Raw genomic sequence first — 25,354 nt, 5'->3', positions numbered from 1 at the left:
CGTCGCTGCGGGAGACACCTTCGTGTTCGGATACCGTTCGCCTCAGCAAGGTGAAGGACACGTTCTGAGGAGCACGGCCGATGGGCGCACCGCTACTGCAACTCACCGGCGTGAGCCGCTCCTACGGAAAGCGCACGGTGCTGCATCCGGTGGACCTCTCGCTGGACGGCGGCCAGTGCGTCGCGCTGCTCGGCCACAACGGGTCGGGGAAGTCCACACTGCTGCGGATCGCCGCCGGGCGGGACAAGCCCACCAAGGGCAAGGTCACCTTCGACGGCCGGCCCATGACGGAGAACGACGCCCGGGTGCGGGCCCGGGTGGCGGTGGTCGGGGACACCGTGGCGTGCTACCCGGACCTCACCGTGCGCCAGCACCTGCAGCTCGTCGCCGTCGCGCACGGGGTGGAGGGTGCGGACGCGTGGATCGATCATGTACTCGCCGACCGGCTGCTGAGCGAGCACGCCAGGTCGCTGCCCTCGGGCCTCTCCTCCGGGCAGCTGCAGTCGCTGCTGCTGGCGTCCGCGCTCGTGCGGCCGCGGGATCTGCTCCTGCTGGACGAGCCCGAGCAGCGGCTCGACCCCGACGCGCGGCGGCGGCTGGCCGACCTGATCGCCGCGGAGGCGGCCGACGGGGTGGGCGTCCTGCTGGTCACCCACCACGCCGAGCTGGCGCGCGCGGTCGCGGACCGGGTGCTGGTGCTGCGCGAGGGCAAGCTGGTCGCCGACGGCACACCCGATGAGGTGCTCTCCGACGACGCGGCCGACACCACGTGGCAGACCGGCGTCGCGGGCGCGGCCCGGTGAGTACGACGACGCGGCACACCGGGGAACAGGCCGGAAACGACGGAGCCGACGGCGGCCTCGACGATGAGCGGGACGCCTCCTGGGACGAGGAGGAGGACGACTGGACCGCCGAGGCGCTGCTGCTGTTGCGCAATCTGCGCTCCCCGCACCGCCGCAAGCGGGCCGGCCAGGTCGGCTTCGCGGTCTACTGCGTCCTGCTGATCCTGGTCGTGTGGGGTGTGCTCCCCGGCTTCAGTCTGTTCATCAAGAGCTCCATGGGCGCGGACTACACCGTGCACGGCGCGGCGATCCTCGCCGCCGTCCCGTCGGGGGTCTGCGCGCTGGCACTCGGCGCGCTACTGGTCGCCGCGCGCGACGCGCTGTGGCGGGGACCGGTGGTGCCGCCACGCGACACCGCGGACTGGCTGCTGACCCAGCCGGTGCGGATCTCCCGCATCCTGCTGCCGTGGTTCTGGGTGTCCTGCGGGGTGTCGCTCTCGGTCGGGCTGCTGGCCTCCGTGATCGGCATGGTGACGCTGGGACTGACGGTCAAGACCGGGCTCGCGGCCGCCTTCGCCTGGTGCGGGGTCGGCGGCGTGTGCGTACCGCTGCTCGCCACCGCGCTCGCCGTGGCCGTCGAAGCCCGCGAGTCCGTGGCCCGGTGGGTGCGGACCGCGACCCCGTACGCGGGTCTCCTCGTACTGGCCCTCGCCGCGCAGAGCGCGCTGGCGGCGGCAGGTCACCGGGTGACCTGGCTGGAACGGATCGAGCTGTGGTCGGGGCCGTGGGGCTGGAGCGGTATCGCCGCCCTGTCGCCGACCCCGGCAGCCGTGCCGGGCGGTCCGGTCGCGGCGCTGCTGGCGCTGGCCGTCACGGCGGCGGCGATCGAGCTGGCGCGGCGGGCGGCGGGTTCGCTACCGCTGGCCACCGTGCGGCAGCGGTCCCGCACCACGACCGGTGTGCTGGCCGCTTTGCAGACGGTGGAACTGCGCACCGCCCGCCAGGTCGCCGCGGGCGCCTCCGGGACGCCGCGCCCCGCGCGGCTGCAGCTGCCCGCCCCGCGCCACGCGGCCCTGGCCGTGCCGTGGCGCGACGCGCTCGCGCTGATCCACGCCCCCGGCCGGATCGGGCGTTCCGTTCTGCTGTCCGTGCTCGCGGTCCTGAGCGCGGTCGTGGCCGCCGACTCACGGCACGCCGGGGGCGTCGCTGCCACGGCCGCCGCACTGGTCTTCGGCTACTGGGCCGTCGCACAGCTTCTGGAACCGGCCCGGCTGGAGACCGACGACACCCGGCGCGGTTCGTGGTCCCCGTACCCGTACGGCGGCCTCATGCTGCGGCACACCATCGTGCCCGTGGTCCTGGGGCTGGTGTTCGCCCTGGTCGCGGGGGTCTGCGTGGTGCTGCTCGGCGGCGGGGTGCGCGTTGCGCTGGCGCCGGCCGTGGTGCCGGCGTTCGTCGCCGCCGGCCTGGTGAACGCCTGCCGGGGTGTGTCCAAGCAGCATCTGCTGCTGTCGCCCGCGCAGAGTCCGACCGGCAGCGTCGGCCCGGTGCTCTTCCTGGCCTGGTACCTGTCGGGACCGCTGGTGGCGATCGCCGCGCTGATCGTTCCCTTCGTGCTCGCCCTGCACACACCGACGGCTGAGCATCTCCTCCTCACGGTGTGTGTGAGCGCGGCCGTCACCGCGGGTCTGCTGCAGTGGGCGTACGCGCGGGCCGGCAAGCTCCTCGCATGACCGACGGGGTGGTACCGCGTCGGGCAGGCTGGGCGGCATGAACGTTCCCACCCGCGGCGCGTGGCTGCGCGCCGGAATCAGCCGCGACGGCGGACCGCTGCGCGAGGACCACCATGTGGTGTGGTTGCAGGCCGGCGCGTACTACGCGGACAGCCGCGGTTTCGCCGGCCGTACCTCGTACGACGGTGAGCAGGTCCGCTTCCACCATGACGTGGGCGAGGCCGGCGACGACACCGGCACGCTCAGGCCGGACGGCGAGAACCTGACCGAGACCGGCACCAACCCCGACGGCAGCACCTTCCGGGAGATCTGGGGACCTCTCCCGGACGGCGGCGGCCCGTGCGGCGCCTGGCGGGCAGGACCGGTGCAGGTCGTCCGGGTCGGCGCGCATGTCGTGCATGTCGACGACACCGGCGGAACGTACCTGCTGCTGCCGTCGACCGACTCCCGCTGAGCGTTCACTTCGCGGAGAACGCCGCGTCGAACGAGGCGGTGGGGGGTTCGATCGCCGCCAGGCGGCGCACGAAGGCCAGCGCTTCGGGGGCACCGAGCAGCCGGTCCATGCCCGCGTCCTCCCATTCGACGCTCAGCGGTCCGGTGTAGCCGATGGCGTTCAGCGCCCGGAAACTGTCCTCCCAGGGCACGTCGCCGTGCCCGGTGGAGATGAAGTCCCAGCCGCGCCGGAGGTCGGACCACGGGAGGTGCGAGGAGAGTCTGCCGCGCCGCCCGTCCCCGGTGCGGACCTTGGCGTCCTTGCAGTCGACGTGGTAGATCCGGTCGGCGAAGTCGAGGATGAAGTTCACCGGGTCGAGGTCCTGCCAGACGAAGTGCGAGGGGTCCCAGTTGAGACCGAACGCGGGCCGGTGGCCGATGGCCTCCAGCGCGCGGACCGTCGTGTAGTAGTCGTAGGCGATCTCCGACGGGTGCACCTCGTGGGCGAACCGGACGCCCTCGGTGTCGAAGACGTCGAGGATCGGGTTCCAGCGGTCGGCGAAGTCCTGGTAGCCCGCTTCGATCATGGCGGCGGGCGCGGGCGGGAACATGGCGACGGTGTGCCAGATCGACGAGCCGGTGAATCCGACCACGGTGTCGACGCCCAGCAGTGCGGCGGCGCGGGCGGTGTCCTTCAACTCCTGCGCCGCACGGCGGCGTACCCCTTCGCCGTCGCCGTCGGCCCAGATCCGGGCCGGGAGGATGTCCTGGTGGCGCTGGTCGATGGGGTGGTCGCAGACGGCCTGGCCGACGAGGTGCGTGGAGATCGCCCACACCTTGAGGTGGTGCTTCTCCAGAATCTCCAGCCGCCGCGGTACGTAACTGCTGTCGGCGAGCGCGCGGTCGACCTCGAAGTGGTCGCCCCAGCAGGCGATCTCCAGGCCGTCGTATCCCCAGCCGGAGGCGAGCGCGCAGACCTCCTCGAAGGGCAGGTCCGCCCACTGGCCGGTGAAGAGGGTGACGGGACGGGGCATGGCGGTCCTCCGGCGGGAAGCGGGTCGGTCCGGTCGTCGGCTGTCGGACGGCCGGTGGAAAGCGGGGCGGCGGCGCCTGTCGGCGGCAGGAGCCACCACCCCGCGCTGAGGGGGGCGGTCGAACGAGGTCCTGGGTCAGCCGACCGGTGTCCACCGGCTGTCGTCGCGCGCGCTGGCCTCGACGGCGGCCAGCACCCGCTGCACCTGCAGTCCGTCGGCGAACGACGGTGCGGGATCGGAACCGTCCCCGATCGCCTGCACGAAGTCCCGGATCTCATGGGTGAAGCTGTGCTCGTAGCCCAGGAGATGGCCGGGCGGCCACCAGGCGCCGGCGTAGGGGTGGTCGGGTTCGGTGACGAGGATGCGGCGGAAACCGGCGGTCCGCGCGTTCTCGGTGTGGTCGTGGAACCAGAGGTCGTTCATCGACTCGAAGTCGAAGGCCAGTGACCCATCGGATCCGTTGAGTTCGATCCGCAGGGCGTTCTTACGGCCCGCGGCGAACCGGGTGGCCTCGAACGAGGCGAGCGCGCCGGCCGCGGTGCGCGCGGTGAACAGGGCGGCATCGTCCACGGTGACCGGACCCGTCCCGCCGGCCGCCGCTCCCGGGGCGAGCCCGTCCGAGGTGCCGGCCAGCGGGCGTTCCTTGACGAAGGTCTCGGTCACCGCCGAGACGCCGGTGATCCGGGAGCCGCCGACGAACTGCGCCAGGTCGATGATGTGCGCGCCGATGTCGCCGAGGGCGCCGGAGCCCGCCCGTTCCTTCTGCAGCCGCCACACCAGCGGGAACAGCGGATCGGTGATCCAGTCCTGGAGGTACTGGGCGCGGATGTGCCGGATCCGCCCCAGTCTGCCGTCGGCCACCAGCTGGCGGGCGAGCGCGATGGCCGGCACCCGCCGGTAGTTGAAGCCGACCATGGAGCGGACACCGCGGGCGGCGGCCCGTTCGGCGGCCGCCGTCATCGCCTCGGCCTCGGCGACGGTGTTGGCGAGCGGCTTCTCGCACAGCACGTGCTTGCCGGCCTCCAGCGCGGCGACGGCCAGCTCGGCATGACTGTCGCCGGGAGTGCAGATGTCCAGGACGTGGATGTCGTCGCGGACCAGCAGCTCCTTCACATCGGTGACGGCCTCGGCCCAGCCGAGCTGTTCCGCTGCGCGCGCCACATCGGGACCCGACCGGCCGGCGACGGCCACCATCGCGGGGCGGCGCGGCAGCTCGAAGAACGCGCCCACGGACCGCCAGGCCTGGGAGTGGGCGCGCCCCATGAAGGAGTACCCGACCAGGCCGACGCCGAGGGCCGGTGGCTGTGCTGGGGACATCGTCGTCGATCCCTTTCCGTCGTTCGTTTCCGGATTTCGTTTCCGTCGTTCGTTTCCGGAACGGCCGCGCCGCCGTCCGGCCGGGTGGTTACGAGAAGCCGACGGCCATGTACTGGTCGACGTTCTCCTTCGTCACCACCGCCGAGAAGGTGGTGACCGAGGCCGGTACCTCGTGCTCGACGAGGTCGGCCATGCCATGGCCCTGGGCGATGAGCCGGGCCACGGTGATCGAGGACGACGCCATGCTCGGGCTGTAGAGCACGGTGGCCTTCACCGGGCTGTCGTCGGCCTTGATCGACTCCATGGCCTTGCGGGATCCGGCGCCCCCGACCACGACGAACTCCTTGTCACGCTGCGCCTGCTTGATCGCCGCGAGCACGCCGATCCCCTGGTCGTCGTCGTGGTTCCACATCGCGTCGATCTTCGGAGTGGCCTGCAGCAGCTGCGCGGTGACCCGCTGGCCGGTGGCGGCGGTGAAGTCGGCGGCCTGCCGGGCCGCCAGCCGCAGCCCGTTGGCGGCCAGCGCGTCCTTGAAGCCCTTGCTGCGCTGCTGGGTGAGTTCGAGGTTGTCGATCCCGGCGACCTCGACAATGACCGGATCGCTCTTGCCCGCCGCCTTCATCCGGCGGGCGATGAAGTTGCCGGCGTTCACGCCCATGCCGTAGTTGTCGCCGCCGATCCAGGTCCGGTAGGCCAGTCCGCTGGCGAAGATCCGGTCCAGGTTGATCACCGGAATGCCGGACGCCATCGCCTTCTTGGCGATCTCGGTGAGGGCCTTGCCGTCGAAGGGCAGGATGACGAGCGCGTCCACCTTGGCGTCGATCAGCGACTGCACCTGCTGGATCTGAGCCGCGACGTCATTGGTGCCCTCGGTCGCCTTGAGGGTGACGTCGGAGTACTGCTGGGCCTGTGCCTTGGCGTTGATGGTGATCGCGGCGGTCCAGCCGTGGTCGGCGGCCGGGGCCGAGAACCCGATGGTGACCGCCTTGCCCGCGGTCGCTCCCGACGAGGACGCGCCGGCCTTCACCTGCGGGGCGCTCTTGTCGTTGTCGCTGCTGTTGGTGCATCCGGTGAGGAGGGCGCCCGCGCCGATCGCCGCCCCGCCGAAGAGGACGTGTCTGCGGTCCAAGCTGGTGCTCATATCGGTCTCCGAATCAGGTGGTGACGGACCGGCCACGGCCCCAGCGCTGGATGAGCAGGACGGCGATGATGATCGCGCCCTGGGCGATCTCCTGGATGGGGGTGGTGAGGTTGTTGAGGATGAACAGGTCGGTGATGGTCGTGAAGACCAGGACGCCGAGGATCGAGCCGAGCACGGAGCCGAAGCCGCCGGTCAGCAGCGTCCCGCCGACGACGACCGCGGCGATGGCGTTGAGTTCGTAGAGCATGCCGTGGGTGCTCGCACCGGTGTTGGCCTGCGCGGTGAGCATCACGGCGGCGATTCCGCAGCAGAAACCGGAGACCACGTAGAGCAGACAGGTGTGCAGCCGGACGTTGATGCCCGCCAGCCGGGCGGCCTCCGGGTTGCCGCCGACGGCGAAGGTGCGGCGGCCGAACGTGGTGCGGTTCAGCACCAGCCAGCCCAGCACGACGACCGCGGCGAAGATGTAGACCAGCAGCGGCATGCCCAGCCAGCGGGTCTCGGCGATGGACAGGAACGTGTCCGCGGTGACGATCTGCGACTTGCGGTCGGAGAGCTGTTCGGCCAGACCGCGGGTGGCGACCATCGTCGCCAGCGTCACGATGAACGCGACCAGCCGCCCGTAGGCGATCAGCAGACCGTTCAGCAACCCGCAGAGCGTGCCGACCAGTACGGAGGTGAAGATCATGACGGCCGGGCCCTGGGCCTGGCTGCCGGTGGTGGTCGACCACACCGACGCGAGCGCGATCAGCGCGCCGACCGACAGGTCGATGCCGCCGCCGATGATGACGAACGTCATCCCGACGGTGACCACCCCGATCACCGCGGCGAGGCTGAGGATCAGCACCATGTTGCTGGTGGTCGCGAAGCTGCTGCCCTTGGTGACGGCCCCGATGCCGCACAGGATGCCGAGGGCGATCACCAGCGCCAGATGCCGCAGCGCGCCGGCGCCCCGGCCGCCGCCGGATCCCCGCCGCGTCCCCGAGCCCGCCGATCCCGCCCAGGGGAGGCGAACGGCCCGGTGCGTACGCCCTCCTTGGCGGCGTGCGCGGCGAGCTCCTCCACCCGGCGGTGCTCGTCCGCCTCGGGAACGGCGGTGGGGATGTCGGCGGGAGCGGAGAGGCCCGGGGCGGGGGCGTGTGGTGTGTCGCTCATAGCGCGCTTCCTTCCATCACCAGGTCGAGGACCCCGTGTTCGTCGATGTCCACCGCGTCACAGGCGTGGATCACCCGGCCTTCGCGGAGCACGAGGATCCGGTCGGCCAGACCGAGTACCTCCGGCACCTCGCTGGACACCAGCACGATCGCGAGACCCGCGTCGGCCAGCGCTCTCATCTGCGCGTACAGCTCGCTGCGAGCGCCGACGTCGACGCCCCGGGTCGGTTCGTCCAGCAGCAGCACCTTGCAGCGGCGCAGCAGCCAGCGGGCCAGCACCGCCTTCTGCTGGTTGCCGCCCGACAGGGTGCGTACCGGCCGCTCCGGATCGTCGGGGCGCAGCTGTACGGCGGCGATCTGCTGGGCCGCGTCGGCCGATTCGCGGCGGCGGTCGAACCAGCCGTAGCGGGTGTAGCGGCTGAGCGAGGCGACGGTGATGTTGCGTCCGACGCTCTCCAACATGAGGAGCGCCTGCGACTTGCGTTCTTCCGGGGCGAAGCCCATGCCCCGGCGGACGGCCGCCGTGGTGCTGCCGGGGCGCAGGGGCGCACCGCCGAGCAGGACGCGGCCGGCCAGCGGGGTACGGGCGCCGTAGATCCCCTCCAGGATCTCGGAGCGGCCGGAGCCCACCAGCCCCGCGATCCCGACGATCTCGCCGGCCCGGACGCTGAACGAGACGTCGTGGACGCGGCCCGCCACCGACAGCCCCTCGACGCGCAGCACTTCGGGACCGCCCTTGCGCATTCCCGGCGCGGGCCGGCGCGGGAAGGTGTGCTCCACGGCGCGGCCGGTCATCAGGGCGACCACGTCGGCGGTCGGGGTGGTGCGGGCGGGCAGTCCGACGGCCCGGGTGCGGCCGTCCTTGAGGACGGTGATGCGGTCGCCGATCTCGCGGATCTCCTCCAGCCGGTGCGAGATGTAGACGACGGCCACCCCGGTGGCGGCGAGCTCGCGGATGATCCGGAAGAGGTTGGTGATCTCGTCGTGCGCGAGGGCGGCGGAGGGTTCGTCCATCACGATCAGCCGGGCGTCGTGCGACAGCGCGCGGGCCATGCTGACGACCTGCTGCGCCGCCGCGGGCAGTTGGCCGACCGGCTTCCACGGCGGGATCTCGGCGTGGCCGAGGCGTCCGAGCAGTTCACGGGCGTTGCGGTGCATCTCGCCGCGCCGGGTGACACCGAAGGAAGCCGGTTCATGGCCGAGGAAGATGTTCTCGGCCACGCTGAGGCCGGGCACGAGGTCGAGTTCCTGATAGATGGTGGCGACGCCGAGCCGCATGGCGGCGGTGGGGTGGGAGAGCCGTACCGGCTCGCCCTGCCACAGCAGTTCGCCCGCGTCGGGGTGGTGAGCGCCGGACAGCACCTTGATCAGCGTGGACTTGCCGGCCCCGTTCTGCCCCAGCAGACAGTGCACTTCGCCGGCGCGGACCTCGAGGTCCACCCCGTCCAGGGCGCGGACGCCCGGGAACTCCTTGACGATTCCCCGCATCGCGAGCAGGGGTGGATCTGCGGTGGCGGTCACGGGGACCTCCTCGGTGGCGCCAGAAAGCGGCGGTACGTAAGCGGCTGTGGTGCTGAGCGGCGGTACGTGTGCGGCTGTGCGGCGGAGCGGCACCGGTCCTGGCGCACCTCTGTGACCTGCGATTACCGGTCGATTAAGGTGACGTGAGGGGCAGTCGGAACCTTGACGCCCCGGTGCGGTGCGACTTAGTTTGTGGTCGCGACTAACGACTGTCAATGCTTCGCACAAAGGGGTGTGCCATGCGGCCCGTCAGCAGCGGAGCTGTCGACTTCATCGATGTCCGGGAGACCAATCTCGCCGTCGTCCTGCGCTTCATCCGCCGCGAAGCACCGTGTTCGCGGGCCGAAGTGGCCGCCGGTACCGGGCTGAACAAGGCCACCATCTCCAACATCGTCGCCGAGCTGATCACCCGTGGCATCGTCGTCGAAGTGGGGGCGAGCGAGGAGCGGCGGATCGGCCGGCCCGCCGTCATGCTCACCCTCGACGGCCGGCGTTTCACCGCGCTCGGCCTGGAGGTGAACGTCGACTATCTGTCGGCGGTCATGGTCGACCTGGCCGAACGCGACGTCCTGACCTGGCACGAGCCGGTCCAGGCAGCCGAGTTGGGCGCCGAGGGCTGTGCCGTCCGACTGGCCGACCTGGCCCGCCGGGCGATGGGCGAGATGGCACGCCAGCACCGCGAGGTGCTCGGCATCACCATCGCGGTCCCCGGTCTGATCGGCACCTCCGACGGCGAGGTGGCCGAGGCGCCGAACCTCGGCTGGCACGAGTTCCCGCTCGTCGACCGCTTCCGGGAGCAGCTCGACGACAGCAGCGTCGCCCTGTCGCTGGACAACGACGCCAACCTCGGGGCGGTCGGCGAGTACCGGCGCGGTGCGCTGGCGCACACCCAGAACCTCGTCTATCTGACCGGCGAGGTCGGCGTGGGCGGCGGCGTGATCATCAACGGCGCACTGATGCGCGGCTCTTCGGGGTACGGCGGCGAGGTCGGGCACATCACGCTGATGCAGGACGGTCCGCTGTGCGGTTGCGGCCGCAGAGGCTGCTTCGAAGCGCTGGTCGGCATCGGCTCGATCATCCAGCAGGCGGCTCCGGACCTGGCCGGCAGTACGGCGCAGCCGCTGACCGACCTGGCCGCGAAGGTCGCCGAGGTGGCCCGCCGGGCCGAGGCCGGCGACCCGCGGACGACCGCCGCGCTGGTCCGGGTCGGCGAGTGGCTGGGCCGCGGATCGGCGATCCTGCTCAATCTGTTCAACCCTCAGGCCCTCATCCTCGGGGGCTACTTCGTGACGCTGGCGCCCTGGATCATGCCGCCCGCCCGGCGGACGCTCGCCGCGCACACCATCGCGCCCCACCTCGGCGGCTGCCAGGTCGCGCTGTCCACCCTCGGCTTCACCGCGGCGGCCAGGGGCGGAGCGTCGTCGATCATCGACGCCATCGACACCGCGCGGCTCCCGCTGCCGCGCAGCGGCTCCGCGGCGCACCGATAACCGGTGCGGGACCTCTTGACGACTGCTCCCGGCCCACTTACTTTCTCCCCTCAACTAACGAACACCTCCTGAGAGTTCAGGAGGACCGGTCACCGGACGCCTCGGCGGGGCGTCCTTTCCGCAAGGCGGCTTCGCGCTGCCCTGGAAGGGGAACCCCGTGCGTTCAGTCCTGCCCGCAAGGCCCGCGAGACGTCCACGTCCACGCCGCGTCCGGTTCCGCACCCTGTTCACCGCTCTCCTCGCCTCGGCGCTGCTCCTGCTGGGCGCCACCGGAGCCATCACCCCGGCGGCCGCGCACGACGGCCCGCACCCGGACGCCGCAGCCGCCGCGGCCGCCTTCCAGCAGGTCCAGCTCGCGCGGGGCACCGCGCAGACCGGCGAGCCGATGAGCCTGGCGGTGCTCCCCGACCGCACGGTCCTGCACACCGACCGGCGCGGCACCATCTTCAAGACCGACGCCGGCGGCACCACGTCCGTCGCGGGCACGCTGCCCGTCTACACCCATGACGAGGAGGGCATCCAGGGCATCACCACCGACCCGGCCGTCGCCACCAACCACTGGATCTACGTCTACTACTCCCCCGTCCTGAACACCCCGGCGGCCGACGCCCCCTCCGACGGGACCGCCGCCGACTTCGCACCCTTCGCCGGGCACAACCAGCTCTCCCGCTTCACCCTGCGGGCCGACAACACCATCGACCCGGCCAGCGAGAAGCAGCTCCTGCAGATCGCCACCAACCGCGGCATGTGCTGCCACGTCGGCGGCGACCTGGACTTCGACGCCGCGGGCAACCTCTTCATGACCACCGGCGACGACTCCAACCCCTTCTCCTCCGACGGCTACAGCCCGCTGGACACCCGCGCGTCACGCAATCCCGCCTACGACGCCCAGCGCTCCGCCGCCAACAGCAACGACCTGCGCGGCAAGCTGCTGCGCATCCACCCCGAGGCCAACGGGACCTACACCGTCCCGGCCGGGAACCTGTTCGCGCCGGGCACGGCGAAGACCCGGCCCGAGATCTACGCGATGGGCTTCCGCAACCCGTTCCGTATGAGCGTCGACCGCCCCACCGGCACCGTCTACATCGGCGACTACGGGCCCGACGCCGGCGCGCTGAACGCCACCCGGGGACCGGGCGGCCAGGTCGAGTTCGACCGGGTGACCTCGCCCGGCTTCTACGGATGGCCGTACTGCACCGGCACCAACACCACCAACGAGACGTACAACGCCTTCGACTTCGGCACCAGCACCTCGGGCGCGAAGTTCGACTGCGCGGGCGGCCCCGTCAACAGCTCGCCCAACAACACCGGCATCAGCAAGCTGCCGGCCGCCCGGTCGTCCTGGATCAAGTACGACGACTGCAGCGTCGCCCAGTTCGGCTGCGGCAGCGAGTCACCCATGGGCGGCCCGGTCTACCACTACGACCCGAACCTCTCCTCCTCGGTGAAGTTCCCGCAGTCCTACGACGGGCATGCCTTCATCGGCGAGTTCGGCCGCCGCTGGATCAAGGACGTGCAGGTCAACGCGGACGGCAGCGCGGGCACCATCACCGACTTCCCCTGGACCGGCACCCAGGTGATGGACATGGCCTTCGGCCCGGACGGCGCCCTGTACGTCCTGGACTACGGCACCGGCTTCGGTGACGGCGACTCCTTCTCCGGGCTGTACCGCATCGAGGCGATCGGCGCCGGCGGCCGCGCACCCGTCGCCCAGGCCGCCGCCACCCCGTCCTCGGGCCGGGCGCCACTCGCGGTCACCTTCTCCTCCGCCGGCACCACCGACCCCGACGGCGACGCGCTCACCTACGCCTGGGACTTCGACGGCAACGGCAGCACCGACTCCACCGCCGCGGACCCGTCGCACACCTACGCCGCCAACGGCCAGTACCCGGCGAAGCTCACCGTCACCGACACCCACGGGCTGACCGGCACCGCGAGCGTCACGGTCACCGTCGGCAACACCGCGCCGGTGCTGACCGTCACCGCGCCCGCCAACGGCCAGATCTTCCACTTCGGCGACGCCGTCCCCTTCCGGGTCACCGTCACCGACGCCGAGGACAGCGCCGTCGACTGCTCCCGGGTGCAGGTCCAGTACCTGCTCGGGCACGACAGCCACGCGCATGCCATGACCGACGCGACCGGCTGCTCGGGCACCATCCAGACCGTCGTCGACGGTGAACACGCAGGCTCCGCCAACCTGTTCGGCGTCTGGCGCGCCTCGTACACCGACAACGGCGCGAACGGCCAGCCCGCGCTGACCGGCACCGCCACCAACGTCACACCCACCGCGACCAAGCAGGCCGAGTACTACACCGGCTCCAGCGGCGTCCAGCCCGCCGGCCATGACGCGGCCGGGGGCGGCACGACCGTCGGCTACATCGAGAACGGCGACTGGATCTCGTTCACCCCCTACAACCTGGCCGGCATCACCACCTTCACCGCCCGCGCCTCCTCGGCCGGCTCCGGCGGCACCCTCGAACTGCGGGCCGACTCCCCCACCGGCACGCTCATCGGATCCGCCACGGTCCCGGTCACCGGCGACTGGAACACCTTCACCGACGTCACCGGAACCGTCACCGCCCCGACCGGCACCCACACCCTGTACTGGGTGTTCAAGGGCGGTACGGGGAACCTCTACGACCTCGACCAGTTCACGTTCGGCGGGTCCGGCACGGTGCCGGGCGCCGTCCAGGGTGAGGCGTTCACCAGTTCCGCCGGCGTGCAGATCGCCCCGCACGCCACCGCGCACGGCGGCCAGACCCTCGGCTACATCGACAACAACGACTGGGCAGGATACGGCGGAACCGACCTCACACATGCCAACGGGCTGACCGTACGGGTCGCCTCCGGCGGCATCGGCGGCACCCTCGAAGCCCGTGCCGGATCGGCCACCGGACCGCTGCTCGGCAGTGTCACCGTCCCCGTCACCGGCGGCTGGGAGAACTACACCAGCCTGACGTTCCCACTGACCCCCTCCACGACGAGCGGGCTCTTCCTGGTCTTCCACGGCGGCACCGGCGGTTCGCTCTTCGATGTCGACGACTTCACCGTCACCAACGGTGCCGCCCTCACCACCGTCACCCAGGCGGAGAGCTGGACCGCCACCGGCGGACTGCAGCCCGCCGACCACGCGGCCGCGCACGGCGGGAAGACCGCCGGCTACATCAACAGCGGCGACTGGGCAACGTACGCCGGCACCGACCTGTCCAAGGTCACCGGTTTCAGCGCCCGGGTCGCCTCCGCCGGAGCCGGCGGCACCCTCCAGATCCGGGCCGGATCGGCCACCGGAACGGTCCTGGGCACCGTGGCCGTCACCGGCACCGGCGGCTGGGAGACCTTCGCCGACGTCTCCACGACGCTCACCGCCAACCCCGCCACGACGCTCTGCCTGACCTTCACCGGCGGCAGCGACTACCTCTTCGACGTGGACGACTTCACCCTCACCCGCAGCGCCTGACTCACCTATCTTGCGGAAAGGCACTCCATGTACCCATCCATCCGGTTCCGCCGCACGCACGGCGCGCCCCGCCGGCCGCTGCTGCCGGCCCTGGCCGCCGCGCTGCTCGGCCTGCTCGCCCCCTTCGCCCTGACCTGCTCCGCCCAGGCCGCTCCGGCCTTCAAGGTGCTGGTCTTCTCCAAGACCGCCGGCTTCCGGCACGACTCCATACCGGCCGGGATCGCCGCCATCCAGAAACTCGGCCAGGACAACGGCTTCGGTGTCGACGCCACCGAGGACAGCGCCGCCTTCACCACCGCCAACCTCGGCCAGTACCAGGCGGTGATCTGGCTCAGCACCACCGGGGACGTCCTCGACGCCGCCCAGCAGTCCGCGTTCGAGCAGTACATCCGCTCGGGCGGCGGCTACGCGGGAGTGCACGCCGCGGCCGACACCGAGTACGACTGGCCCTGGTACGGAAGCCTGGTCGGGGCGTACTTCGACTCGCATCCCGCCATCCAGCAGGCCGCCGTCGCCGTCGAGGACCGCACCGACCCGGCCACCGCGCACCTTCCGGCCCGCTGGACCCGCACCGACGAGTGGTACAACTACCGCGCCAACCCCCGGGCGCAGGTGCACGTCCTGACCGCGCTCGACGAGAGCAGCTACTCCGGCGGCACCATGGGCGGCGACCATCCCAACACCTGGTGCCACCCCTACGACGGCGGACGCGCCTGGTACACCGGCATGGGCCACACCCAGGAGAGCTGGGCCGATCCCGCGTTCACCACGCTGGTCCTGGGCGGCATCCGCACCGTCGCGGGAGCCGTCAGCTCCGCCTGCGACAACCCCATCGGCACCCCCGTCGGCACCACCGTGCAAGGGGAGGCCTGGAGCAGCCAGAGCGGGGTCCAGGCCGCCGCGCACGCGGCGGCGCACGGCGGAGCGACCGCCGGCTACATCGACAACGGTGACTGGAGCGGCTACGCCGCCCTCGACCCGCGGACCGCTTCGACGGTGACGGTGCGGGTCGCCTCCGCGGGCGCGGGCGGCACCATCGGATTCCACTCCGGTTCCGCCACGGGTCCGCTCCTCGGTTCCGTCGCCGTGCCGGTGACCGGGAGTTGGGAGACGTTCACGAACGTGTCGACGCCCCTGACGTCCGGCACCGCACCGGGCCTGTACCTGACCTACTCCGGAGGCCAGGGCGCGCTGTTCGACGTCGACGACATCACCCTCACCCCCGGCTCGACGGCCCCCACCACGACCACGCTCCAGGCCGAGAACTGGACCAGCCAGAACGGAGTCCAGGCCGCCGACCACGCGGGAGCCCACGGCGCTCGCACCGCCGGCTACATCGAGGCCGGCGACTGGATCGGCTTCGCCGCCGAGGACACCTCCCACCTCACCCGGATCTCCCTGCGGGTCGCCTCGGCGGGCTCCGGCGGCACCACCGCCGTCCACGCCGGATCCCCCACCGGACCGCTGCTCGGCACCGTCACCGTCCCGGTCACCGGCAGCTGGGACACCTTCACCGATACCGCCGCGTCTCTCACCCCGAGGGCGGGCACCGGCCTGTTCCTCGTCTTCAACGGCGGCGGCGGATTCCTGTTCGACGTCGACGACCTCACGCTGACCCGGACCGGCTGACCGGCCGACCGGGTGGCCGACTGCCCGGACCGGCTGACCGGTTCGGGCGGGCGGGAGTGCGCACGCACCGGCCCCGCAAGGTCCTGGCACTCACCTACGCCCGGCTCCCGCTGGAGCGCGCGGACCTCGCCGCGCTCACCGAACGCCCGCACCCCGGCTGCCGGCTGGTCTCCTGGGCCGGAACCGTCCCCGACGACCTCGCCGGGACGTTCGCCGCGTCGCGCCGCGCCATGGACGACGGACTGGGCTACGTGCCGACCCACCGGTCCGCCGAATACCAGCTCGACCTCCAGGGTTTTGGTGACACGGCGGAGAAAGTGATATGTACTCAGTCGATCACCGAACCGCCGGTCCTGATCCGGGCCGTCCCGCCCACCTGTTGAGGACTCCGTGCCGAACCGTCGCCAGCCCAAGCAGCGCCGCTACATAGCGCTGTCCGTCGCCAGCCTGATCCTGCTCGCGGGCGGCGGCGCCGTTGCGGCCGAGGCCGTGTCCTCGCGGGGGCACGACGGCACGCAGCAGTCCAAGAACCTCGCCGACGGGACGGCGCCGGACGGCGCCACCGGCACCGGCTCCACCGCCGGAACCGCCAAGCCGTCCGCCTCAGGAGCGGCCGAGCCGGCAGCGGGTGCCTCCTCCCCCGGAGGCACCACGCCGCCGGCCGGAGCCCCGGGCGGCCCGTCCGCCCACGCCACCCCGGCCGCCACCACGGCCGCGGGCACGCACTCCGGTGTCAAGCAGCCGCCGGGGCAGTCCAACAGCCTGGTGCAGCTGCCGGCGTCGCGGGTGTTCACCGGTCAGGCCTTCGACACCTGCACCGCCCCGAACCTGACCACCATGAACGCCTGGCGCAAGAGCTCGCCGTACGGCGCCGCCGCCGTCTACATCGGCGGGAAGAACCGCGGCTGTGCGCAGCCGCAGCTCACCAACTCCTGGGTACGGTCCGTGCACGCGGCCGGCTGGCAGCTGATCCCGCTGTACGTCGGGGCGCAGCCGCCGTGCCAGACGAGCAACAACCCCGAGCGGATCACCGCCGCCAACGCCGCCTCGCTGGGCACGTCGGACGGCGCGGACGCCGTCGCGAAGGCGTCCGCGCTGGGGATGCGCTCCGGCAGTGCGATCTATCTGGACATGGAGGCGTACGACATCAGCAACGCCTCGTGCGTCCAGTCCGTGCTGACCTATGTGCAGGCCTGGGACCGGGCGGCGCACGCGAAGGGCTACTGGGCCGGTTTCTACGGGTTCAGCCAGTCCAGTGCCGCCGCGATCGCCACCGCCGCCGGCAACCACACGGCGGACCTCCCGAACGCCCTCTGGTACGCCCGCTACGACAACAACGCCGACACCACGACCGGCTTCCCCTTCGCCTCCACCCTGTGGACCGGCCACCGCCGCGGCCACCAGTACGCGGTGAACAAGAAGGAGACCTTCGGCGGGGCCACGGTCACCGTCGACCACAACGCCTGGGACGCCCCCGTCGCCGTGGTCGGCTGACCGGCCGCAACCAGGGTGCCCGCTCCCAGGTCCCCGACGACCGGACGCTCCCTCCGAAGAACTCCGCCCGAAAACCTCCGCTGCCGTGACGGCGCGGGGGTTTTCGCGTTTTGAGCGGGAAGGCTTCGCCTGCGCTCCTTGTGAACCATGAACCGATGCATAGGTTCATATCCACTAGTTGACTTGCAACTAGTGGATATGCGATGCTTGCGGTGTCCGCACAAACCCGCTGGGAAAGGACCACGTCATGCGCTCCACCATCCGAACCGCCCTCGTCATCGGCGGCGGCATCGGCGGCCCGGTTGCCGCGATCGCCCTGCACCAAGCCGGTATCGAAGCCACCGTGTACGAGGCCTACGACAGCAGGGCGGACGGTGTGGGAGGCGGGCTGGGCCTGGCGCCCAACGGTCTGGGCGCCCTCGACGTCATCGGAGTCGGCGACCTCGTACGCGCCATCGGCACGCCCACCACGCACATCGTGCTGCAGAGCTGGAACGGCAAGCGGCTCGGCGAGTTCGGCAGCCCGCCCGGCGTCGAGTCGTCGCAGTTCGTCTGGCGCGCCGATCTGTACCGGGTGCTCTACGACGAGGCGGCCCGCCGCGGTGTCCGCACCGTGCACGGCAAGCGGCTGGTCTCCGCGCAGGAGAGCGACGACGGTGTGACCGCGCACTTCGCGGACGGGACGACGGCCACGGCCGATGTGCTGATCGGGGCGGACGGCATCCGCTCCACGGTGCGCTCGCTGATCGACTCGGACGCGCCCCAACCCAACTACGGCGGCCTGGTCAGCTTCGGCGCCCCGGTGAGGAACACCGGACTGCCCCCGACCGGCGGCAAGATGTACATGATGTTCGGCAAGCGCGCCTTCCTCGGCTACCAGGTGCACGAGGACTCGTCGGGTGTGTGGTTCGTGAACCTGCCGCACCCCGAGCCGATGACCGTGGCCGAAGCCGGGCGGACCGGCGCCGAGGAGTGGCTGCGCGTGCTGGCCGGATCGTTCACCGGCGATCGCGTCCCCGCTGCGGACCTGCTGCTGAAGACCGACCCCGCCGACCTGCTGATCGCCGGCCCCATGGAGAACATGCCGAGGGTCCCGGCCTGGAGCCGGGGGCGGATGGTGCTGATCGGCGACGCGGCGCACGCGGCCTCGTCCAGTTCGGGACAGGGCGCCTCGCTCGCCATGGAAAGCGCCGTCCAGCTGGCCCGCTGCCTGCGTGACCTGCCGCACGAGGAGGCGTTCGCGGCCTACGAGGACCTGCGCAGGCCCCGCGTCGAGCGGATCATCAAGGAAGCCAACCGCACCAACAGCAACAAGGCCGCAGGACCGGTCGGCCGGGTGCTGCGGGATCTGCTCCTCCCCCTGGTCATGAAGTTGAACAAGCCGGAGAAGTCGGCCTGGCAGGCCGGCTACCGCATCGACTGGGACGCCCCGGTCACCGCCGTCCCGCACCCGGACGGAGCCGCGGCGTAACCGGCGCCGGCCCACCACCGCCCGTCCCCCGCCGTGGCACCGCCACGGCGGGGGAAATCGGCGTGACCGATTCCGGGTACCGTGGAGGACGGCAGCCGCGTCTGCCTGTTCCGAGCCTGGGCCCGCGCTGGTGGGTCACGAGGGCGAGGACAAGGGTCATCGACTCACGCCATCGCCTCAGTCCGGTCTTCCCGGCCTTCTGCGGGACCGCGTGGAAAACCGCTGGAGGACTGTATGACGACGAACCGTGCCCGCAAGGACGTCATCCGCGACCGGATGACCGCGACGGGCGAGACGTACAACGTCGCCGCCCGCAACATCCTGGCGATGCGCCACACCTCGCAGACGGCGGAGGCGTGCCGCGTCCAGCGTTGGCAGCCCCCCGTCCGGCTCGACCTCCCGTGCCCGTGCGGCAGCACCTGCGAGCCCGGCGAGAAGTGCGGCCGCTGCCACGCCCTGCACAAGCACGTCGCGCGCAACCCCGGCAGCCTGGTCGACGTGGAGGTCTGGGAGGACCAGTACGACTGCGTCGGCTGCTCGGCCTCGTACGTGATCCCGGTGCTCCTGCCGGACAGCCCCTGGGGCGTCGTCGAGATGGTGCCGCAGGGCGGCGTCGCCGAGCCGGTGGCCAAGGCCCGGCTCTACCCCGGCGTGCTCCACCCGCGGATGGCCTCCGAGGTCAACCACGACCCGTCCTGATCCAGGCCGCCTCGTCACCGGCCCTTCTGGCTCCCCGTCGGGAATGCGGGGAGAGGCCCGGGTTGATTCACGGAGCCCCACCCCTCAACCCTTGATATCCCTCAGGGTTGACGTTCACTTTGAACGCCTTTCCGACCCTTTACGCGACGTGGAGGGTGAGCTTGCCCCGCGTGCGGCCCTGCTCGCCGCGACGGTGCGCCTCGGCGGCCTCCGCCAGCGGCAGGACGTCCTCGACCTCGACGGTGACGCCGCCCTTGTCGATCAGTTCGGCGATCGTGGCCAGCGAGGCCCCGTCGGGCTCCACGAGATACGCCGCGGCCCGCACTCCGCGATCCCGCGCCGCCTCCATGAGCGCGGGTGAGACACCCGACGGGACGGCGACGACGATCCCGCCGGGGTGCAGCCTGTCCAGCGAGCGGGTACTCGTACGGTCGTGCTCGTCGCCGATCAGGTCGAGGACGACGTCGATGTCGCGCACCACGTCCTCGAAGCGGACCGCGGTGTAGTCGACCAGTTCGTCGGCGCCCAGTTCGCGCAGCCAGGCGTGCTTCGGCGCGCGGGCGGTCCCGGTGACGTGCGCTCCCAGATGCTTGGCGAACTGCACGGCGAAGTGCCCGACCCCGCCCGCCGCGCCATGGATCAGTACCCGCTGACCTGCGGTGACTCCGGCGGTGACGGTCAGGGCCTGCCAGGCGGTCAGCGCGGCGAGCGGTACCGCGGCGGCGTGGTCGTGGTCGAGCGTGGCGGGCTTGCGGGCGAAGTGCCGGGCCGGGGCGGTCACGTACTCGGCGTACGCGCCGGCCTCCCGGGGGAACGACGGCATCCCGTACACCTCGTCACCGACCTCCAGGGTGTGCACGCCGAACCCCACCTGCTCCACGACGCCGGAGACGTCCCAGCCGAGCACGAACGGCGGCGCGCCCAGCGCACCGGCCATGCCGCCGCCCTCCCGGGTCTTCCAGTCGACCGGGTTGACCCCGGCGGCACGCACCCGCACCAGCACCTCGTGCGGTACCGGCTCCGGGCGCGGCAGCTCGGTGAGATGCAGCACCTCCGGGCCGCCGAAGGTGTCCTGGGTGATCGCGCGCATGGTCGGCTTCTCGTTCATCTGATGGCTCCCGGTGGGGGGGGTGGGGCCGGCGCGCACACAGCGCGCCGACCGGTTATCGTCAACACCGTGGACGCTACCCATGGGGTAGTGGTTACCTGCAAGGGCTACTACTATCTTTTGGAAAGCATCACAGGTGGGAGCCGTGAGCGGCAACGCAACCGGCGTGTCGCCCACCCTCCACGACCGGGAAAGGCAGTGGCCATGACCATCGCGTGCACGACAGGAAACCACGCACAGCACGACGTCTACGCCGCGCTGTGCCCGTGCCGCGACGTGCTGGACCTGCTGGCCAACAAGTGGACGGCGCTGGCGATCGGAGCGATGGAGGAAGGGCCGCAGCGCTTCGGCGCACTGCAGCGCCGCCTCCAGGGCATCAGCCCCAAGGTCCTGACGAGCACCCTGCGCCGGCTCGAGGACAGCGGGTTCGTCGACCGCACCGTCTACCCGGCCGTCCCGCTGCATGTGGAGTACGAACTGACGGAGCTGGGGCGCGGTGTGGCCGTGCCGCTCGGCGTGCTGCGCGCGTGGGTGGAGACCCACCTCGACACCGTCAAGCCGGACGCACCGGCCGGGTGTGTCTGACCACCGGACGGGCCGGTCTACCCGGACGGGATCCTGTCCCCCGCCCGGGCACACATCAGCGGCGCGGGAGGGGACATACGTACAGGTATGAGGTTTCCCAGCGCAGAGCCGCACAAGGAACAGACCGTCGGCACCAGGTCACTGGCCGAGGTCGAGGAGGCATTTCACGCCCTGGAGGCCGTCGGGGCGGGGCCGGCCCAGCAGACGCAGCTCTCCCGGGGCGCCCTGACGGGCTACCTGTGGGCGCTGGGCCGCGGCGACCCGGCGCCGGTCACGGGCGCCTCGTGCGAGGGGGCACCGGATCTGCCCCTGCTGACGGCCGAGGCGGACGCCGCGGTCGTGCAGCTGGCGGACGCCACCCAGCGCACGATCCCGCGCGACTACATCCAGGGGGTGCACGACGCGCTGGCCTGGGTCTGCGGGCACAGCGACCTGCGGCCCTGACCCGGGTCAGGGCAGGGTGAGGACGCGGGGGCCCTCCGCGGTGACGGCGACGGTGTGCTCGATGTGGGCGGCCCGGCTGCCGTCGACGGTGCGCAGCGTCCAACCGTCGGGATCGGTACGGTAGTCGTCACGTCCGCCCGCCATCAGCATCGGTTCGATGGCGAGCGCGAGACCGTGCCGCAGCGGGAAGCCGCGGCCGGGACGGCCGCGGTTGGGTACCCCCGGATCCTCGTGCATCCGGCGGCCGATGCCGTGGCCGCCGAAGTCCGCGGGCATCCCGCAGCCGGCCGCCTTGGCGACGGTGCCGACGGCGTGCGAGATGTCCCCGATCCGGTTGCCCGGGACGGCGGCCGCTATGGCGGCGTCCAGCGCCCGCTGGGTGGCGTCGATGAGCCGCAGGTCGGCGGGACGCGGCGTGCCGACGATGAAGCTGATGGCGGCGTCGCCGGTCCAGCCGTCGAGCTCGGCTCCGCAGTCGATGCTGACCAGATCGCCGTCGCGCAGCCGGTGGTCGCCGGGGATGCCGTGCACGATCGCGTCGTTGACCGAGGCGCAGATCACCGCGGGGAACGGCACCGGGGCGAATTCCGGCCGATAGCCGAGGAACGGCGAACGCGCCCCGGCCGCGCGCAGAACGCCACGGGCCACGACGTCCAGCTCCCGCAGCCGGACCCCTACGGCCGCCGCCGCGCGGACGGCGCCGAGCGCCTGGGCCACGACGCGCCCGGCTTCGCGCATCGCCTCCAGCGCCGCGTCGGTCTTGATCTCCACCATGTTGCTGACCCCTGACTGATGACCTCGATGATGCCCAATACTTATACCGGTATTAGTATCACGGTCATGGTGAGAACTCCTTTGACCCCCTGGGAACGTGAACGCGGTGAGCGCTTCGGCGCGCTGCTGCGCCGGGCCCGCGGCGACCGCAGCATGGTGGAGGTCGCCGCCGCGGCGGGACTGTCCGCGGAGACCCTCCGCAAGATCGAGACCGGCCGGGCACCGACCCCGGCCTTCTTCACCGTGGCGGCGCTGGCCGCCGCGCTGGACGTTTCCCTGGACGAGCTGGTCACCGCGTGCGCGGAGAGCGCAGAGGACGCCCCCGAGGCGCTGACGGCCTAGGCCGGGGCCGGCCGGGTCGACGGGAGCCGCCGCGGGTCGGCGCGGCGGCGCGGCGGCGCGGCGCGGCAGCGGGTCGCGGCGGCGGGTCGGCGCGGCGGCGCCCTCAGGCATGCCCTGCCGGAGGCGCCGGGAAGCGGGCGGGGATCATGGACGGCGGCAAACCGCCGACCCGCGGCCCCTTCGGGCCGCGCCCGTGACCCACCGGACCCGAGGATTCATGCCCTCCCTGCTCTCCAGCTTCGCCCCGATCTGGATACTCACCGCGGCCGGCTACCTGGTCAGCCGCACGGGTCTGCTGGGCGAGCAGGCGGAACCCGTCCTCGGCCGGTTCGTCTTCCATGTGGCCATGCCGGCCGCGCTGTTCGTCATGATCTCCAAGGCGCGCCTCGACACCTTCGCGAACACCTCGATGATCGCCTTCGCCGCAGGCACCGTCGTGGTCTGCGCCCTCGGCCTCCTGGCCGCTCGCCGGCTCTTCCACCACAAGCTCGCCGACCAGGCGATCAGCAGCATGGCGGCCGGCTACGTCAACTCGGCCAACCTCGGGATCCCGGTGGCCCTGCAGGTACTCGGAGACGCCTCGTTCGTCGCCCAGATCCTGCTCTTCCAGGTGCTGCTGATATCCCCCCTCATCCTGACCCTGCTCGACGCCGGCACCGGCGCCGGCTGGAGGAGCGGCGGCCTCACCCGGATGCTGAGGATGCCGGTGCGCAACCCGATCATCATGGCCTCCGCCCTCGGCGCCGTCGTCTCCGCCGCGGGCTGGCAGCTTCCGACGGCCCTCGGCCATTCCTGCGAACTGCTCGGCGCGGCCGCCGTTCCCACCGCCCTCGTCACCCTCGGCATGTCGCTGCACGGCCGCCCGGCCGCGACCGGCACGGGCCGGCTCACCGAGGTCGGCGTGACGGTCGTGCTCAAGACCCTCGTTCAGCCCCTCATCGCCCTGGCGGTCGGCGGCCTCCTTCTGCACCTGCCGCAGCACCAGTTGCTCGCCGTGGTCCTCTGCTCCGCGCTGCCCACCGCCCAGAACGCGTTCATCTACGCGCGCCAGTACGACCTGGACACCGATCTCGCCCGCGACTCCGTGATGGTCTCCACCCTCGTCTCGATGGCCACCCTGTCCGTCGTCTACTGGACCCTGGGCCCGACCCACCCGTAGAAACCGTTGGCGCCCCCGCGGCCGGTGGCCGCACCCTGTATCCCGTGGAAGAACCGAAACACCTCCTGGCCGAACCGAAACACCGGATCCGCGCACTGCACACGGAGACGACCGTCACCGTCTACCAGGCGTACTCGCCGCACATCGGACTCCCGGCGGCGAGCACCGGCCGGTTCCCGGCGGCCTGGCAACGGGACCGGATGACGTGGATCAAGCCGCGCTCATAGTCTTTTTCCATGACGCCCGACACCAACAACCAGCAGTCCGAAGCACGATTGCGGCGCGCGCTGCGTGCCAACCAGGCAGCCGGACCACAGCGGACGAAGAAGAGCCGCACCGACTGGGAAGGGGAGCCGGCCGCGATCTACTGCCGGATCTCCCATGTGAACGACGACGACCAGACCGGCGTGGAGCGCCAGGAGAGCATCTGCCGGGAGGCCTCCGGCGCCACCGCGCACCGCAGTACGCCGAGCCGGGATGTGTCCACAGGTATGGCCTGCATGGGGTGTTGGTCTCCTTGACCACTCAGACGCGGCGCATACCATCGTCGGCCCTGTGGTTGTCAGCCGTCCACGGGCACTCCTCTCGGAGTTCCATGGTGGACATTGAAGCGGAGGTGCGTACAAACCCGCCGCCGAACGAGCTGATCCACCCGGGCCGTCTCCGAGCCGTCAAGGGGTGGCCCGGCACCACCGGCCGAACTCATATGATCCGCACCTCGGCGCTCCCCCACAGCGGATGTGCCTCAGACAACCGGGGGCAATATGAACGAGCACTGGCAAACGTCGGACTGGGATCTCATGGACGGCGAGACGCTACTCGGCCGGCTCACCGGATATGACGTCGACCAGCCGAGGTTTCTCCTGCGCTTCGCTCCCACGCCGGCCTGGGAGCCGATCAGGCCGCTATTTGATGCCTTCGCGGCTCTACGCGGGCCCGATCCTGAGGGGACCGCCATGATGCGCGTCCTGAGGCCCATCCGTGATCTTGGGCTCACGCTCGTTCCAGCCGGGGGCGGCACCCCGCTCACCGAGTACATCCTCACCATCGACGGAGATGAAGCTCGCTTGCGCTACTAGCAAGCAACCCCCTGCCCGATCCGTGCCCGGTCCGGCGGGAAGCGGCGGAGATTCGCGGGGAATCCCGGCGACGCTTCCGCTCTGGGGCAGGTCAGACGCTTCCCAGGTCGGCCAGCATCCGCATCCCTGGTCTTCCAAACTAGGGCTCTACAGGCCAGCCTCGCACTGGCATGATCGGCCCATGTCTGAGTACGCGTGGCCGGCGGGGCCCGGAATCCCGGCCGAAGAGGACGTTCGCCGAGATTGGCCGGCGACCGTGTTCGCACTCCCGGTAGGAGCAACGATCAGCTGCCAGGTCATCGGTCGCCAACGCTTCGGCGTGTTTGTCCGGATAGATGGCGTGCCAAACGCAGTGGGGTTGGCGGAGGTCACACTCATGCCACCCGAGATGGATCTACCCCGCATGGGCGCTGTAGTCACCGGTCAGGTGATCTGGCATGCCGACCACAATCACCAGGTGAAGCTCAGGCTGGACGAATGGGTGAGTCCGTAGAGGATTGTCTCGCGGG

At 71.4% G+C, this 25,354-nt stretch carries 24 protein-coding genes and 2 pseudogenes; 18 read left to right on the top strand and 8 right to left on the bottom strand.

From position 1 onward, the window contains the following. Window positions 1-80 precede the first annotated feature (80 nt). From C8250_RS37800 to C8250_RS37790, 3 genes are read left to right on the top strand one after another with little or no spacing between them, the layout of a single operon-like run. Window positions 81-803 carry an ABC transporter ATP-binding protein gene (locus C8250_RS37800; protein ID WP_138359313.1) on the top strand — a complete coding sequence of 241 codons (723 nt, stop codon included), beginning with the start codon at window positions 81-83 and terminating at the stop codon, window positions 801-803. Beyond that, window positions 800-2,515, top strand: coding sequence for a hypothetical protein (locus C8250_RS37795; protein WP_187145144.1), 1,716 nt, complete (start codon window positions 800-802; stop codon window positions 2,513-2,515). Before C8250_RS37800 ends, C8250_RS37795 begins: the two co-directional genes overlap by 4 nt. A gap of 37 nt (window positions 2,516-2,552) precedes the next feature. Then, window positions 2,553-2,969: a hypothetical protein gene (locus C8250_RS37790; protein ID WP_138359315.1), complete on the top strand. Its 417-nt coding sequence runs from the start codon at window positions 2,553-2,555 to the stop codon at window positions 2,967-2,969. A 4-nt stretch (window positions 2,970-2,973) separates the two neighbouring features. Here C8250_RS37790 and C8250_RS37785 read toward each other — a convergent pair whose 3' ends face one another. The 6 genes from C8250_RS37785 to C8250_RS37760 all read right to left on the bottom strand — a co-directional run bounded on the left by C8250_RS37785 (window position 2,974) and on the right by C8250_RS37760 (window position 9,081). Beyond that, complete coding sequence (locus C8250_RS37785) at window positions 2,974-3,981, bottom strand: sugar phosphate isomerase/epimerase family protein (protein WP_138359317.1); 1,008 nt, start codon at window positions 3,979-3,981, stop codon at window positions 2,974-2,976. 135 nt (window positions 3,982-4,116) lie between these two features. Further along, complete coding sequence (locus tag C8250_RS37780) at window positions 4,117-5,298, bottom strand: Gfo/Idh/MocA family oxidoreductase (RefSeq protein WP_138359319.1); 1,182 nt, start codon at window positions 5,296-5,298, stop codon at window positions 4,117-4,119. 88 nt (window positions 5,299-5,386) lie between these two features. Next, window positions 5,387-6,439, bottom strand: a complete 1,053-nt coding sequence (locus C8250_RS37775; protein WP_138359321.1) for a substrate-binding domain-containing protein — start codon at window positions 6,437-6,439, stop codon at window positions 5,387-5,389. 13 nt (window positions 6,440-6,452) lie between these two features. Then, a complete protein-coding gene (locus C8250_RS37770; protein WP_346268785.1) occupies window positions 6,453-7,361 on the bottom strand; it encodes an ABC transporter permease in 909 nt (302 codons plus the stop codon). Next, window positions 7,358-7,594: a hypothetical protein gene (locus C8250_RS37765; RefSeq protein ID WP_187145143.1), complete on the bottom strand. Its 237-nt coding sequence runs from the start codon at window positions 7,592-7,594 to the stop codon at window positions 7,358-7,360. The genes C8250_RS37770 and C8250_RS37765 overlap by 4 nt, the downstream gene beginning before the upstream one ends. After that, the gene (locus C8250_RS37760) at window positions 7,591-9,081 is read right to left on the bottom strand and encodes a sugar ABC transporter ATP-binding protein (RefSeq protein WP_138355286.1); all 1,491 of its coding nucleotides are present in this window, start codon (window positions 9,079-9,081) and stop codon (window positions 7,591-7,593) included. The genes C8250_RS37765 and C8250_RS37760 overlap by 4 nt, the downstream gene beginning before the upstream one ends. 272 nt (window positions 9,082-9,353) lie before the next feature. Here C8250_RS37760 and C8250_RS37755 point away from each other — a divergent pair, with 272 nt between their 5' ends. The 7 genes and pseudogenes from C8250_RS37755 (at window position 9,354) to C8250_RS37725 (ending at window position 19,354) form a co-directional block, all read left to right on the top strand. Next, window positions 9,354-10,604 carry an ROK family transcriptional regulator gene (locus C8250_RS37755; RefSeq protein ID WP_138355276.1) on the top strand — a complete coding sequence of 417 codons (1,251 nt, stop codon included), beginning with the start codon at window positions 9,354-9,356 and terminating at the stop codon, window positions 10,602-10,604. Window positions 10,605-10,860: 256 nt separating this feature from the next. Next, window positions 10,861-14,061 carry a carbohydrate-binding protein gene (locus tag C8250_RS37750; protein ID WP_346268805.1) on the top strand — a complete coding sequence of 1,067 codons (3,201 nt, stop codon included), beginning with the start codon at window positions 10,861-10,863 and terminating at the stop codon, window positions 14,059-14,061. A 27-nt stretch (window positions 14,062-14,088) separates the two neighbouring features. After that, window positions 14,089-15,690, top strand: coding sequence for a ThuA domain-containing protein (locus C8250_RS37745; RefSeq protein ID WP_138355275.1), 1,602 nt, complete (start codon window positions 14,089-14,091; stop codon window positions 15,688-15,690). Window positions 15,691-15,764: 74 nt separating this feature from the next. After that, window positions 15,765-15,929: pseudogene (locus C8250_RS37740) on the top strand (GNAT family N-acetyltransferase); the annotation flags it as partial. Window positions 15,930-16,452: 523 nt separating this feature from the next. After that, entirely contained in the window at window positions 16,453-17,184 is a 732-nt protein-coding gene (locus tag C8250_RS37735; RefSeq protein ID WP_232485127.1) for a glycoside hydrolase domain-containing protein, read from the top strand. Window positions 17,185-17,431: 247 nt separating this feature from the next. Next, window positions 17,432-18,655, top strand: a complete 1,224-nt coding sequence (locus C8250_RS37730; protein WP_138355274.1) for an NAD(P)/FAD-dependent oxidoreductase — start codon at window positions 17,432-17,434, stop codon at window positions 18,653-18,655. Window positions 18,656-18,889: 234 nt separating this feature from the next. Next, window positions 18,890-19,354: a hypothetical protein gene (locus C8250_RS37725; RefSeq protein ID WP_138355273.1), complete on the top strand. Its 465-nt coding sequence runs from the start codon at window positions 18,890-18,892 to the stop codon at window positions 19,352-19,354. A gap of 139 nt (window positions 19,355-19,493) precedes the next feature. On the opposite strand, the gene C8250_RS37720 is transcribed toward C8250_RS37725, so the two are convergent. Beyond that, complete coding sequence (locus C8250_RS37720) at window positions 19,494-20,462, bottom strand: NADP-dependent oxidoreductase (RefSeq protein ID WP_138355272.1); 969 nt, start codon at window positions 20,460-20,462, stop codon at window positions 19,494-19,496. 204 nt (window positions 20,463-20,666) lie between these two features. Here C8250_RS37720 and C8250_RS37715 point away from each other — a divergent pair, with 204 nt between their 5' ends. Beyond that, a complete protein-coding gene (locus C8250_RS37715) occupies window positions 20,667-21,047 on the top strand; it encodes a helix-turn-helix domain-containing protein (RefSeq protein ID WP_138355271.1) in 381 nt (126 codons plus the stop codon). A gap of 87 nt (window positions 21,048-21,134) precedes the next feature. Then, window positions 21,135-21,491, top strand: coding sequence for a hypothetical protein (locus C8250_RS37710; protein WP_138355270.1), 357 nt, complete (start codon window positions 21,135-21,137; stop codon window positions 21,489-21,491). 6 nt (window positions 21,492-21,497) lie between these two features. Here the strand turns inward: C8250_RS37710 and map are convergent, their stop codons facing one another. Continuing rightward, window positions 21,498-22,265 carry a type I methionyl aminopeptidase gene (map, locus tag C8250_RS37705; protein WP_138355269.1) on the bottom strand — a complete coding sequence of 256 codons (768 nt, stop codon included), beginning with the start codon at window positions 22,263-22,265 and terminating at the stop codon, window positions 21,498-21,500. A 66-nt stretch (window positions 22,266-22,331) separates the two neighbouring features. Between map and C8250_RS37700 the strand changes: the two genes are divergently transcribed. The 6 genes and pseudogenes from C8250_RS37700 to C8250_RS42880 all read left to right on the top strand — a co-directional run bounded on the left by C8250_RS37700 (window position 22,332) and on the right by C8250_RS42880 (window position 25,338). Further along, on the top strand, window positions 22,332-22,607 hold the full coding sequence (locus tag C8250_RS37700) for a helix-turn-helix transcriptional regulator (protein ID WP_138355268.1): 276 nt from the start codon (window positions 22,332-22,334) through the stop codon (window positions 22,605-22,607). 217 nt (window positions 22,608-22,824) lie between these two features. Then, window positions 22,825-23,766: an AEC family transporter gene (locus C8250_RS37695; RefSeq protein ID WP_138355267.1), complete on the top strand. Its 942-nt coding sequence runs from the start codon at window positions 22,825-22,827 to the stop codon at window positions 23,764-23,766. A gap of 65 nt (window positions 23,767-23,831) precedes the next feature. Beyond that, window positions 23,832-23,984, top strand: a pseudogene (locus C8250_RS37690) (DUF4291 family protein); the annotation flags it as partial. An 18-nt stretch (window positions 23,985-24,002) separates the two neighbouring features. Then, the gene (locus C8250_RS37685) at window positions 24,003-24,287 is read left to right on the top strand and encodes a hypothetical protein (RefSeq protein WP_232485100.1); all 285 of its coding nucleotides are present in this window, start codon (window positions 24,003-24,005) and stop codon (window positions 24,285-24,287) included. A 243-nt stretch (window positions 24,288-24,530) separates the two neighbouring features. Further along, a complete protein-coding gene (locus C8250_RS37680; protein WP_138355266.1) occupies window positions 24,531-24,845 on the top strand; it encodes a hypothetical protein in 315 nt (104 codons plus the stop codon). A 181-nt stretch (window positions 24,846-25,026) separates the two neighbouring features. After that, complete coding sequence (locus tag C8250_RS42880) at window positions 25,027-25,338, top strand: RNA-binding protein (protein ID WP_194445645.1); 312 nt, start codon at window positions 25,027-25,029, stop codon at window positions 25,336-25,338. The last annotated feature ends 16 nt before the right edge of the window (window positions 25,339-25,354 follow it).

Source organism: Streptomyces sp. So13.3, assembly GCF_005860785.2.
In the GTDB taxonomy this organism is placed as follows: domain Bacteria; phylum Actinomycetota; class Actinomycetes; order Streptomycetales; family Streptomycetaceae; genus Actinacidiphila; species Actinacidiphila fildesensis.
Note: the sequence above shows the minus strand (reverse complement) of the source record. Positions and strands in the feature narration are given on the sequence as shown.

Excerpts from the sequence above, each read along its gene's own strand:
- C8250_RS37785 (WP_138359317.1), bottom strand. The coding sequence starts at position 3,981 with ATGCCCCGTCCCGTCACCCTCTTCACCGGCCAGTGGGCGGACCTGCCC.
- C8250_RS37775 (WP_138359321.1), bottom strand. The coding sequence starts at position 6,439 with ATGAGCACCAGCTTGGACCGCAGACACGTCCTCTTCGGCGGGGCGGCG.
- C8250_RS37790 (WP_138359315.1), top strand. The coding sequence starts at position 2,553 with ATGAACGTTCCCACCCGCGGCGCGTGGCTGCGCGCCGGAATCAGCCGC.
- C8250_RS37685 (WP_232485100.1), top strand. The coding sequence starts at position 24,003 with ATGACGCCCGACACCAACAACCAGCAGTCCGAAGCACGATTGCGGCGC.
- C8250_RS37695 (WP_138355267.1), top strand. The coding sequence starts at position 22,825 with ATGCCCTCCCTGCTCTCCAGCTTCGCCCCGATCTGGATACTCACCGCG.
- C8250_RS37710 (WP_138355270.1), top strand. The coding sequence starts at position 21,135 with ATGAGGTTTCCCAGCGCAGAGCCGCACAAGGAACAGACCGTCGGCACC.
- C8250_RS37725 (WP_138355273.1), top strand. The coding sequence starts at position 18,890 with ATGACGACGAACCGTGCCCGCAAGGACGTCATCCGCGACCGGATGACC.
- C8250_RS37715 (WP_138355271.1), top strand. The coding sequence starts at position 20,667 with ATGACCATCGCGTGCACGACAGGAAACCACGCACAGCACGACGTCTAC.
- C8250_RS37680 (WP_138355266.1), top strand. The coding sequence starts at position 24,531 with ATGAACGAGCACTGGCAAACGTCGGACTGGGATCTCATGGACGGCGAG.
- C8250_RS37780 (WP_138359319.1), bottom strand. The coding sequence starts at position 5,298 with ATGTCCCCAGCACAGCCACCGGCCCTCGGCGTCGGCCTGGTCGGGTAC.
- C8250_RS37720 (WP_138355272.1), bottom strand. The coding sequence starts at position 20,462 with ATGAACGAGAAGCCGACCATGCGCGCGATCACCCAGGACACCTTCGGC.
- C8250_RS37730 (WP_138355274.1), top strand. The coding sequence starts at position 17,432 with ATGCGCTCCACCATCCGAACCGCCCTCGTCATCGGCGGCGGCATCGGC.
- C8250_RS37760 (WP_138355286.1), bottom strand. The coding sequence starts at position 9,081 with ATGCGGGGAATCGTCAAGGAGTTCCCGGGCGTCCGCGCCCTGGACGGG.
- C8250_RS37700 (WP_138355268.1), top strand. The coding sequence starts at position 22,332 with ATGGTGAGAACTCCTTTGACCCCCTGGGAACGTGAACGCGGTGAGCGC.
- C8250_RS37765 (WP_187145143.1), bottom strand. The coding sequence starts at position 7,594 with ATGAGCGACACACCACACGCCCCCGCCCCGGGCCTCTCCGCTCCCGCC.
- C8250_RS37745 (WP_138355275.1), top strand. The coding sequence starts at position 14,089 with ATGTACCCATCCATCCGGTTCCGCCGCACGCACGGCGCGCCCCGCCGG.
- map (WP_138355269.1), bottom strand. The coding sequence starts at position 22,265 with ATGGTGGAGATCAAGACCGACGCGGCGCTGGAGGCGATGCGCGAAGCC.
- C8250_RS37755 (WP_138355276.1), top strand. The coding sequence starts at position 9,354 with ATGCGGCCCGTCAGCAGCGGAGCTGTCGACTTCATCGATGTCCGGGAG.
- C8250_RS42880 (WP_194445645.1), top strand. The coding sequence starts at position 25,027 with ATGTCTGAGTACGCGTGGCCGGCGGGGCCCGGAATCCCGGCCGAAGAG.
- C8250_RS37800 (WP_138359313.1), top strand. The coding sequence starts at position 81 with ATGGGCGCACCGCTACTGCAACTCACCGGCGTGAGCCGCTCCTACGGA.